Consider the following 10,592-nt stretch of genomic DNA (forward strand, 5'->3'; position numbering starts at 1 on the left):
TCGAATATTGAAGACACTGCCGTGGCCGCTGACCTCGATCGCCGCAATAACCTGTCACTGGACAGCCTGAACTTTTTCCTCGCCGACGTGCGCGACGGTCTCGGCCCCTATCTGGCCATTTACCTGTTGGCGGTGCATCACTGGGAGCCGGCCAGCATTGGTCTGGTGATGACCATCGCCGGAGTCGCCGCGCTGATCACCCAGACACCCGCCGGCGCCTGGGTCGACAACAGCCGGCGCAAACGTGCGTTGATTGCGATCGCCGCGCTGCTGGTGACCGGCAGTTGCCTGCTGCTGCCGTTCGTCACGTCCTTCACGTGGGTGGCGTTGACGCAAACTCTGAGTGCGATGGCCGCTTCAATATTCGCCCCGGCCATTTGCGCGATTACCTTGGGCATGACCGGGCCACGGGCGTTCACTCGACGAACCGGGCGCAATGAAACCTTCAATCATGCCGGCAATGCCTGCGCCGCCCTGCTGGCCGGCGTGTTCGCGTATCTGTTCGGCCCGGTGGCGGTGTTCTATCTGATGGCGGCCATGGCCCTGGCCAGCGTCATCGCCATTGCCTGCGTGTCGCCAGAAGCCATCGACCATGATCAGGCCCGCGGACTGGACCCGGCCGACGCTGGCCATCGTCAGCCTTCCGGTTTATCGGTGCTGCTGGGCAACCGCTCGCTGTTGCTGTTCGCCATTTGCTGTGCGCTGTTCCACCTCGCCAATGCGGCGATGTTGCCGCTGGTAAGCCAAAAACTCGCGCAAACCAATTTGCAGATGGCCACGCCGCTGACCTCCGCCTGCATCGTGGCCGCGCAGTTGGTCATGGTACCTGCGGCGTTACTGGTCGGAGCGAAAGCCGATGTCTGGGGACGCAAACCGCTGCTGCTGGCCGGTTTTCTGATCCTGCCGTTGCGCGGTGTGCTCTATACGCTGTCGGACGATGCTTATTGGCTGGTCGCGGTGCAGATGCTCGACGGTGTTGGCGCAGGCCTGTTCGGCGCCTTGTTTCCGATCATGGTCAAAGACCTCACCCAGGGCACCGGCCACTTCAACATCAGCCTCGGCGCACTGACGACTGCCTTCGGACTCGGCGCCGCGTTGAGCAACGGTCTCGCCGGGTTCGTTGTGCAGGAGGCTGGTTACAGCGCGGCGTTTCTGACCCTGGCCGCTATTGCGGCGGTGGCGGTTGTGTTGCTTGGGGTCGGGGTTCCGGAAACCCAGCGCAGCGGTCGTCAGGCTGAAAGCGGATTGGTCGAGGCCAGCACCGAATCCTCTGTGTAATCCATATCCCTTCCCTGCCCTCTCATTGCCGCCATCTCGTGTCTGCGCGGCGTTGAAAATCCAGATTCAGTGGATCAGGCAAGCAATCCAGAGGAATGCACTACGGCGCTTAGGCGCTGATCGAGAGAATGTTCGTGCACAGGCTCAGACGAATAAACCCTCAATCGCAAGGACATTCCAGTGAAAGGTTTTTGCTTGGCCTTCGGGCTGCTCTTCAGTACTTTTTCAGCCATGGGAGCCGATATGTCGAACGGCGCAGACAACTTCTACACCAGCGATAAAGTGACCGTGGAAAAGGTCACCTTCAAGAACCAGTACGGGATGAAGGTCGCAGGCAATCTGTTCAGCCTGAAAAACCTCGACCCACAGTCAAAAAATGCCGCAATCATCGTCGGCCACCCGATGGGCGCAGTGAAGGAGCAAAGTGCCAATCTCTACGCGACCAAAATGGCCGAACAAGGCTTTGTCACGCTGTCGTTCGACTTGTCCTTCTGGGGCGAGAGCGAGGGCCTGCCACGCCAGTCGGTTGCGCCGGACATTTACGCCGAAGACTTCAGCGCGGCGGTGGACTTTCTCGGCACTCGCCCACTGGTCGATCGCGAGCGTATCGGCGTCATCGGTATTTGCGGCAGCGGCAGCTTCGCCATCAGTGCCGCCAAGATCGACCCACGTTTGAAGGCGATTGCCACTGTCAGCATGTACGACATGGGCGCCGCCAACCGTAACGGCCTCAAGCATTCGCTCACGCTAGCGCAACGCCAATCCATCATTGAACAGGCGGCGCAGCAGCGTAACGCGCAGTTCTGGGGCGGCCCGATCCGCTACACCGGCGGCACACCGCTCAAACTCACCGGCAACGCCGTGGGTGACGAGTTCTACGATTTCTACCGCACCCCGCGTGGCCAGGTCACCCCGACCGGCGCTTCGCCGCAGACCACCACCATGCCGACGTTGATCAGCAATGTGAAGTTCATGAACTTCTACCCGTTCAATGACATCGAGAGCATCTCCCCGCGCCCGCTGCTGTTCATTGCCGGCGCTCAGGCACACTCCCGCGAATTCAGTGAAGACGCGTACCAGCGCGCGGCCGAGCCCAAAGAGCTGCTGATCATTCCAGGGGCCGGCCATGTCGACTTGTACGACCGGGTCAATCTGATTCCCTTCGCCAAATTGACCGAGTTCTTCAGCCATAACCTGAAGTAACGCCATCGCGACGCAGCCAGCGCTTTACAGTGCAGACACGACAAAGCCTGCTTTTCAGGGCAGGCTTTTCGTTTGCAGCATGTCGGCTTACTTCTGCTGTGCGGTCAGCGCCGAGTAGCTGTTCATCAGGTTGCGGTAGTTGGGGATGCGCTGCGACAGCAGATTGCCCAAGCCTTCAATATCGTTGCGCCAGTCGCGGTGCAGCTCACAGGCCACCGAGAACCAGTTCATCATCTGCGCACCGGCCTGAGTCATGCGGCTCCACGCGGCTTGTTGCACGGTGGTGTTGAAGGTGCCGGAAGCGTCGGTCACCACAAACACCTCAAACCCCTCCGCCAGCGCCGACAAGGTCGGGAACGCTACGCAGACATCCGTGACCACACCGGCAATGATGATCTGCTTGCGGCCGGTAGCCTTGATCGCCTTCACAAAATCTTCATTGTCCCAAGCGTTGATCTGGCCCGGACGAGCGATGTACGGCGCGTCGGGGAACATCTCTTTCAGCTCTGGTACCAGCGGGCCGTTCGGGCCTTGTTCGAAACTGGTGGTGAGGATGGTCGGCAGTTCGAAGAACTTGGCCAGATCGGCCAGGGCCAGCACGTTGTTCTTGAATTCGTTCGGCGAGAAGTCCTGCACCAGCGAAATCAGGCCGGTCTGGTGATCAACCAGCAGCACAATGGCGTCGTCTTTGTTCAGGCGGTTGTAGGTTGGAGTGGTCATGGTCTGCGTCCCTTTTGAGTTTTTGAAGTTGTTGTTGCGTTCAAGTTGGGTACAGATTACTGACGCACAGCGACGGGATAAATCGGCTGAAAGGCGTTTCACCGTCAACTCGAACAGGACAATCAGGCAATAAAACACGCTCCGCGCCGAACTTTCTGGCGATCCTTGTCATACTGTTGCGATGCATTACGTATGAAAAAAGGAGAGGTTCATGCTCGGACGCCGTCCGCCAGAGCCGAACACCGTAGACCCAAGCAGAGCCGCCTCTGCCCGTAACGCCGTGCGCGCTGGCTCGACGTTCCGCCTTACGGTCAGTTTTATGCTGGTGGTTGTATTGGCCTTTTTGACGGTAGAGAGCTGGCGCACCTGGCGCGACTATCGCGCTGCATTCGCCTCCGCGCGCGATTCGGTAACCAACCTGGCCCGCGCCACCGCACAGCATGCCGAAGACACCATCCGCCAAATGGACGTGCTGACCGCAGCGCTGAGTGAACGGGTCGAAGGCGACGGTCTGCAGAACCTCGACGTGCCGCGGATCCACAAATTGCTGGTGCAGCAATCGAAAATCATGCCGCAGCTGCATGGCTTGTTCATTTATGGCGCAGATGGCCAGTGGATCGTCACCGACAAGGAGGTCACGCCCGAGACCGCCAACAACGCCGATCGCGATTACTTTCAATATCACCGCAGTCATGATGATCGACAGGTGCGCATCGGTGATGTGGTGGAAAGCCGATCGACCCATGATCTGATCATTCCCGTCTCCCGCCGCCTGAACAATCCCGACGGCTCGTTCGCCGGGGTGCTGCTGGGCACGGTCAAGGTCAGCTACTTTGTCGACTATTACGGTGACTTCAGAATCGATGACAAAGGCGCACTGGTGCTGGCCAGACGCGACGGCACCATTCTCGTGCGCCGGCCGTTCATCGCCTCGGTGATCGGCAAAAGCCTGGCCAACAGCGAGATCTTCAAGGTCTACCTGCCCAACGCCAACGCCGGCATTGCGCAAGTGCGCGCGGTGGTCGACGACACCGAACGGCTGTATGGCTATCGCGCGCTCACCACCTATCCGCTGGTGGTCGAGGCCGGGCTTTCACGGGATTCGATCATCGAACCGTGGCAGCAGGACTTGCTGAAAAACGGCTTCGTGCTGGTTTTTCTGATTTTGGTGCTCAGCGGTTTCGGCCTGGTCGTGCTGCACCAGTTGCGCCAGCGCATGGCCATGGAGCGGGAAATTCGCTACGCGCACCAGACCATGCGCGACATGGCGCTGACCGACAGCCTCACCGGGCTGGGCAACCGCCGCCGTCTGGACAATGCGCTGGTGGACGAAATTCGTCTGGCGCGGCGGCAGGGTTCGGCGCTGTCATTGATCATGCTCGATGTCGACCACTTCAAACGCTACAACGACCAATATGGCCATGCGGCGGGCGATGACTGCCTGAGCGCCGTCGGGCAGGCGATCCAGCAAGCGGTCAAACGACCGAGTGACCTCGCGGTGCGCTACGGCGGCGAAGAATTCACCGTGCTGCTGCCCAACACCGACAATGCCGGCGCCATTCAGGTTGCCGAAGACATTCTGCAAGCCATCCGCGCACTGAAACTGGAGCACGCCGGACATCCATTGGGCTATGTCACCGCCAGCGCTGGAATTACCACACGGCACCCGGTCGATGACACGGTTACCCCGGCAACTTTGTTGAAAGCAGCCGATACCTGCCTGTATCAAGCCAAGCAACAGGGCCGTAATCGCTGGTGCTCACAGGGCAAACAACCCGACATCGCGGTTATGAGCTAATAACACCTTCATTAAACCGTCGCTCAAACGTTGTACTAGGATAGGATCCAAGTCTGCGGTATTTCGTCGACCAAGGAGATCGTCGACAGTGCTGCAGACGTTTTTGAATTAACGCCTCTCAGGGATGACACGCATATGAATTCACACTTGTTCCCCCACATCGGCAAGGTCATCGCCAGCACCGGCAGCCGACACTTTCCGCGCATGCTGCATGACCTGATCCTGACGCAACTGGCGGTAGACGCCACGCACATCCGGCAGATGCGTGTCGAACCGCTGGGCCGCGCGTCGAGCCGCAGTGAGCCGGAGCCGCTGAAAGAGCCGGCCCTGCTCGCCGAAACGGTGTTTTCCGAACACAGTGCGGCGGCCCACCACTTACAGAATCCGCCGGCCGCAACCAGCGCGGACGCTTCGCAACTGCACCTGACCCGGCGCAAGGACGGCTACCGCTACGTGATTACGGTGTACCGCAACGACGAGTCGCAGCGCTTTTCCGCGCAGGAACGCAGCCTGTTGCAGGACATCTCCCCGGTGCTGCTGCCGATGGTGGAAAAACACATCAACGCCCTGCAACCGTCCGGCCCTGATCCACAAAGCCCACCCGAGTCCGCAGAAGGCAGCGGCCTGGAAACCTTGCGCTTGCGCTTTGACGAGCGTCTGGAGCAACTGGGGCTGAGTCTGTCGAACCGCGAAACCGAAGTGTGTGTCGGCCTGCTCGCCGGCCGCACGGCGCCGGAACTGGCCGAGCAGTTGGCGCTGAAGGTCAACACCGTTGAGAGCTATCTGAAACGGGCGGCGATCAAGTTGGGCATCAGCGGACGGCATTCGTTGATGCGCTGGATGTATTCGCCGTTGGAGGCGTTGGCGTCGAGTGCGGCGTGATACGCAGGGATAGTGATAGTTTCGGTTTTTTGGGTGTGTCAGTGAGATTCCCCCCTCACCCCAGCCCTCTCCCCCCAAGGGGGGCGAGGGGGAAAGGGAGCCGATCTCGGTTGAATTCGAAACTGAGTTCGACTTTTGAGCCGATCTTTGTTCAAAACCTGAGTTCGACTCGGTATCTCACGTCGGTGCATCTCGAAAGAACCCCGCGGTCAGTCCCCTCTCCCCATGGGAGAGGGTTAGGGTGAGGGCACTCCCGCGACGTGCTCCAAAGCCTGATTCACCGCCAATTCCCCCAACATCACCACTTGCGCGATGCCCAGCAAGGTATTGCGATGCGGCCCCTCCAGCATCCCGGCAAAATCAGCAAGCATGACCGAGGCCGAGGCCAGCGATTCACAGGCGTTTGCCAGCAGGGATTCGGAATCGGTTTGCGGGTTGACCCGGAACATAGCGTTGGGCGTGTAGGGCGTGGTCATGATGCTGGCCGCAGTGACCGGCGGATCGGGTGTCTTTGACATTCGCACAAACTCCTTCTGCGCAGCGAGGGAGCAGGCTCCCTCGCGCGGCAGTTTCGCAATTAGTGGGGCAAGCGCTGGTTGTCGAGGACGCGACTCACCACCAATTCACTCAACATGATCACCTGCTGCAGGATCAGCATCTTTTTGCGGTGAGGGCTGTCGACCGAGTCGGCAAGGTCGCGGGCCATGTCACTGGCCGATGACAACGATTCGTAGGCTTCAACGAGCAGGGTTTCGTCGTCGATGGTGGGGTCGACCAGGTAGATCTTGCCGGTTTTGCGGGTGGGTTTTGAGGTTTTGAGCGCGGAAGGATTGAGGTAGAAATTGATCGCCCGTTCTGTGGCCTCTTTGATGTTTTGAGGTTCGAGCGCGGCGTCGTAGGGGATTGGATCGGTATCTGGTGGGTTGGGTGTGGCTTTGAACATAGATAAAGTCTCGTATCGAAATTAACCGGAGCCATCACTTTCGCTACCAAACGAAGGTGGCGGCCATGCGCGGGTTGGTAGACCGGTCGATACGGAAACCCGGCGCTCATGAATGAGCCCCACGCATGTCCACCATATAAAACGCAGCCGCAAAAAGAGACTGCATAAGGTGGCGCCATACGGCGGTACCGAAGCGGGCTACCAAACCCGATCACTGATTTGCAGTGACAGGCAAACGATATATCCCGACCCATAGCCGCGTAAGCCGGCGGATTCTGGCGTACGCGTAGGTAACGACGCAAGGTGTTGTAGGCGGTATGACGTAACGGTTCGTGTAATTTAAACGCGTTCACGGCGTTGTGTTTATTGATGGAAATTCTGGATGGCGGTGGATCCAGGTTTTGCGGTGTGTCAGTGGGATTTACCCCCTCACCCCAGCCCTCTCCCCCAAGGTGGCGAGGGGGAAAGGGAGCAGATCTTTGTGCTTTTCAAAACCTGAGTTCGGCTCGCTGTCCCACGTCGGTGCATTTCCAGCAAACACCGCAGTCAGTCCCCTCTCCCTCTGGGAGAGGGCTAGGGTGAGGGTTCGCTTTTAATCCCGCGCCAACGCCTCAATCGGATCAAGCCGCGAAGCATTCCGCGCCGGCACAAAGCCAAAAACAATGCCGATCAACGTCGAGCAAACCACCGCCGTCAGCACCGACGCCAGCGAAAACACCATCTCCCATTCCTTGATAAACACCGAAAACAAATGCCCGATCGCATACGACAGGGAAATCCCGATCGCCCCGCCCAACAGACACACCATCACCGCCTCCACCAGAAACTGCTGACGAATGTCCGACTGCCGCGCGCCCACCGCCATGCGAATACCGATCTCCCGCGTACGCTCGGTCACCGACACCAGCATGATGTTCATTACCCCGATACCGCCCACCACCAGGGAAATCACCGCAATCAGCGACAGCAATAACGCCAGTGAGCGACTGGTTTTCTGCACGGTCTGCAAGACGCTGTCGAGGTTGTTGGTGAAGAAATCCTTGGTGCCGTGGCGTTGCAGCAGCAGTTGAGTGACGTGCTCTTCCACCACTTTGCTCGGCTGGCCGTCCTTCATGCGCACGCTGATGCTGTCCAGATAACGCTGGCCCAACACCCGCCCGGCCGCCGTTTCATAAGGCACCCAGACGTTGAGAGTCTTGCCCGAGGCGAACAGGCTTTTATCCTGCGCGGCCACGCCGATTACCGTGCACGGCAGGTTGCCGATCAAAATCACTTGGCCCAACGGATCAACATCCTGCCCGAACAAACGTTGGCGGGTGTTGTGATCGATGACCACCACTTGCGCTTGGCGCCGTGCATCGCTTTCGCTGAACGGAATTCCCGCGGCCATCTTGATCCCGCGCACTTTGAAGTACTGATCGCTGACGCCGTTGACCTGCGCATCCAGGTCGATATTGCGGTAGCGCAGCAACAGGCTGCGGCCGATCATCGGCGTGGCACTGTCGACGTAATACAACTGATTCAGCGCGGTGACATCGGCCGGTGTCAGGGTTTCGATAGCGGCGGCACGTTTGTCGCCATAACTGCTGCCCGGATAGACATCGATGGTATTGCTGCCGATGGCGGCGATGTCCTTGAGCACATAGTTCTTCGCGCCCTCGCCCACCGCCGAAATCGACACCACCGAAGTGATGCCAATGACGATGCCGAGCATGGTCAGCAAGGTGCGCATGCGGTGCGAGATCAACGCCACCCAGGCCATGGCGAACGCCTCTTTGAACAGCCCGAGGCTGGCGACCAGACGCCGTGAGGCGGTGGCTTTCGGGGCCACCGGTTCATCGCTGAGCAGGTGCGTGGTGTCGCGTTCGTTGGCGCGGTCGCTGAGGATTTCGCCGTCGCTGACTTCGATGATGCGTTCGGCATTGGCCGCGACTTTCGGGTCGTGGGTCACCAGAATCACCGTGTGCCCCGCCGCGTGCAGCTCCAGGAGGATGCGCATCACCTCCTTGCCGCTGGCCGTGTCGAGAGCGCCGGTCGGTTCGTCGGCGAGGATCACTTCGCCGCCATTCATCAAAGCCCGGGCGATACTCACGCGCTGCTGCTGACCGCCGGAAAGCTGGCTCGGCCGATGCGTCAAATGCCCTTCCAGACCCAGCCGCGCTAACAATTCACGGGCGCGGGCATGACGCTGAAGCTGCGGCGTGCCGGCGTAGATCGCCGGCATCTCGACGTTGTGCATCGCACTCAAATGCGGCAGCAAGTGGTAACGCTGGAAGATGAAACCGAAGTAGTCGCGGCGCAGCTCGGCCAGGGCCTGATTGTCCAGATCGCGGGTTTCCTGGCCGTTGATTTTGTAGCTGCCGGCGGTGGCATAGTCGAGGCAGCCGAGGATGTTCATCAGCGTCGATTTGCCAGAACCCGAGGCGCCGATAATCGCGACCATTTCCCCGGCATTGATCGTCAGGTTGATATTCTTCAGCGCCAGAAACTCGCGGTCGCCAGCGGTGAAACTGCGGGTGATGCCGGTGAGCTGTAGCAGTGGTTCAGTCATGTTCAGGCCCCCGCCACATTGGTCAGCGGATCACCGATCACCACGCGATCACCTTCAGCCAGACCGCCATTGATCTGCACTTTGACGTTGTTGTTGATCCCGGTCTGCACATTGCGCGACTGCGCGTGGCCCTTGGCGTCCAGCACCCGTACCGGAAAACTGCCATCGGCATTGCGCGGCCCGAGCGCCGCCACCGGTACGGTCAGCACCGACTTGGCGGTGTCGAGGATAATGCGCACCTGCGCGGTCATCGAAATGCGCAAACGATGGTCGGGGTTCGGCACCTCGAACAAGGCGTTGTAGAACACCGCGCTGCTTTGCTTCGGTGTACCGGCGGGCGGCGTTTCAAGAAAGTTCTGTGGCGCCGGATCGGTGCCGCGCAATTTCGCGTAGTAGCGTTTGTCCTCGCCGAGAATGGTGAAATACACCTCCTGCCCCGGGGCGATGTGAATCACGTCGGCTTCGGACACCTGCGCTTTCACCGTCATGGTGTCCAGATCCGCCAGTTTCAGCAGGACCGGCGCCAGTTGGCTGGCGATCACCGTTTGCCCTTCTTGAGTGACCACGCCGACCACGTCGCCATCGATTGGCGCGACGATGCGCGTATACGCCAGATTGACCTTGGCCGTGTCGATCTGGATATGCGCGCTTTTGATCTGCGCGTCCAGCGACATCAGATTGGCCTGCTGCACCTGATAGTTCGACTCGGCGTTTTCGAAATCCTGACGGGAGATCGAGGCGTCGTCCTGCAAGTTTTTGTAGCGCTCGTAAATCGCTTTGGTCTGCCTGAGTTGAGCTTGGGTCGCGCGTTTTTGTGCTTGCAGGTTCTCCTCATCGACCTGGGCTTGACGCAGCGTATTCTGCAACACCAGTGGATCGATTTCCGCCAGCCACTGGCCCTTCTTCACCTTGTCGCCGACCTTGACCTTGAGCGACTTCAATTGCCCGGACACCTGCGCGCCAACGTCCACTTGTTTGATGCCTTCGAGCAACCCGGTGGCGAGCACCGCGTTTTCAATGTCACTGCGTTCCACCGGCGCGGTCAGGTATTGCGGCGCCTCGGCCGGTGCCTGCACCGCGTAGAACGCCAATCCCGCTACTGCCACTAACGCCAAACCCATACCGACTTTGCGCAACTTCGACTTTTCCATAAATGACCACAAGTCCGTTCAGGGGTGAACCCGGCCAGCGGCCGGGCTCTGGTAGATAAACAACAA

General features: G+C 59.6%; 9 protein-coding genes. 4 read left to right on the top strand and 5 right to left on the bottom strand.

The annotated features are described in order from the left end of the window. The first annotated feature begins 21 nt into the window (after positions 1–21). Together CCX46_RS17745 and CCX46_RS17750 are read left to right on the top strand one after the other, a co-directional pair. Positions 22–1,278: an MFS transporter gene (locus CCX46_RS17745; protein ID WP_127928512.1), complete on the top strand. Its 1,257-nt coding sequence runs from the start codon at positions 22–24 to the stop codon at positions 1,276–1,278. Positions 1,279–1,458: 180 nt separating this feature from the next. After that, complete coding sequence (locus CCX46_RS17750; RefSeq protein ID WP_127928518.1) at positions 1,459–2,481, top strand: alpha/beta hydrolase; 1,023 nt, start codon at positions 1,459–1,461, stop codon at positions 2,479–2,481. Between the two features lie 87 nt (positions 2,482–2,568). Here CCX46_RS17750 and ycaC read toward each other — a convergent pair whose 3' ends face one another. Then, on the bottom strand, positions 2,569–3,201 hold the full coding sequence (gene ycaC / locus CCX46_RS17755) for an isochorismate family cysteine hydrolase YcaC (RefSeq protein WP_007915995.1): 633 nt from the start codon (positions 3,199–3,201) through the stop codon (positions 2,569–2,571). 211 nt (positions 3,202–3,412) lie between these two features. On the opposite strand from ycaC, the gene CCX46_RS17760 reads away from it, so the two are divergent. Together CCX46_RS17760 and CCX46_RS17765 are read left to right on the top strand one after the other, a co-directional pair. Next, positions 3,413–4,999, top strand: coding sequence for a sensor domain-containing diguanylate cyclase (locus tag CCX46_RS17760; protein ID WP_127928519.1), 1,587 nt, complete (start codon positions 3,413–3,415; stop codon positions 4,997–4,999). A 135-nt stretch (positions 5,000–5,134) separates the two neighbouring features. Next, on the top strand, positions 5,135–5,881 hold the full coding sequence (locus CCX46_RS17765; protein WP_127928521.1) for a helix-turn-helix domain-containing protein: 747 nt from the start codon (positions 5,135–5,137) through the stop codon (positions 5,879–5,881). Between the two features lie 236 nt (positions 5,882–6,117). On the opposite strand, the gene CCX46_RS17770 is transcribed toward CCX46_RS17765, so the two are convergent. The 4 genes from CCX46_RS17770 to macA form a co-directional block, all read right to left on the bottom strand. Then, the gene (locus CCX46_RS17770; protein ID WP_446730741.1) at positions 6,118–6,504 is read right to left on the bottom strand and encodes a DUF6124 family protein; all 387 of its coding nucleotides are present in this window, start codon (positions 6,502–6,504) and stop codon (positions 6,118–6,120) included. Beyond that, entirely contained in the window at positions 6,459–6,824 is a 366-nt protein-coding gene (locus CCX46_RS17775; RefSeq protein WP_127928523.1) for a DUF6124 family protein, read from the bottom strand. Before CCX46_RS17775 ends, CCX46_RS17770 begins: the two co-directional genes overlap by 46 nt. Positions 6,825–7,416: 592 nt before the next feature. Next, positions 7,417–9,375 carry a MacB family efflux pump subunit gene (locus tag CCX46_RS17780; protein ID WP_127928524.1) on the bottom strand — a complete coding sequence of 653 codons (1,959 nt, stop codon included), beginning with the start codon at positions 9,373–9,375 and terminating at the stop codon, positions 7,417–7,419. Positions 9,376–9,377: 2 nt separating this feature from the next. Then, on the bottom strand, positions 9,378–10,526 hold the full coding sequence (macA, locus tag CCX46_RS17785) for a macrolide transporter subunit MacA (RefSeq protein WP_127928525.1): 1,149 nt from the start codon (positions 10,524–10,526) through the stop codon (positions 9,378–9,380). Between the last annotated feature and the right edge of the window lie 66 nt (positions 10,527–10,592).

This window comes from Pseudomonas sp. RU47, from assembly GCF_004011755.1.
In the GTDB taxonomy this organism is placed as follows: domain Bacteria; phylum Pseudomonadota; class Gammaproteobacteria; order Pseudomonadales; family Pseudomonadaceae; genus Aquipseudomonas.

Excerpts from the sequence above, each read along its gene's own strand:
- CCX46_RS17760 (WP_127928519.1), top strand. The coding sequence starts at position 3,413 with ATGCTCGGACGCCGTCCGCCAGAGCCGAACACCGTAGACCCAAGCAGA.
- CCX46_RS17765 (WP_127928521.1), top strand. The coding sequence starts at position 5,135 with ATGAATTCACACTTGTTCCCCCACATCGGCAAGGTCATCGCCAGCACC.
- CCX46_RS17775 (WP_127928523.1), bottom strand. The coding sequence starts at position 6,824 with ATGTTCAAAGCCACACCCAACCCACCAGATACCGATCCAATCCCCTAC.
- macA (WP_127928525.1), bottom strand. The coding sequence starts at position 10,526 with ATGGAAAAGTCGAAGTTGCGCAAAGTCGGTATGGGTTTGGCGTTAGTG.
- ycaC (WP_007915995.1), bottom strand. The coding sequence starts at position 3,201 with ATGACCACTCCAACCTACAACCGCCTGAACAAAGACGACGCCATTGTG.
- CCX46_RS17780 (WP_127928524.1), bottom strand. The coding sequence starts at position 9,375 with ATGACTGAACCACTGCTACAGCTCACCGGCATCACCCGCAGTTTCACC.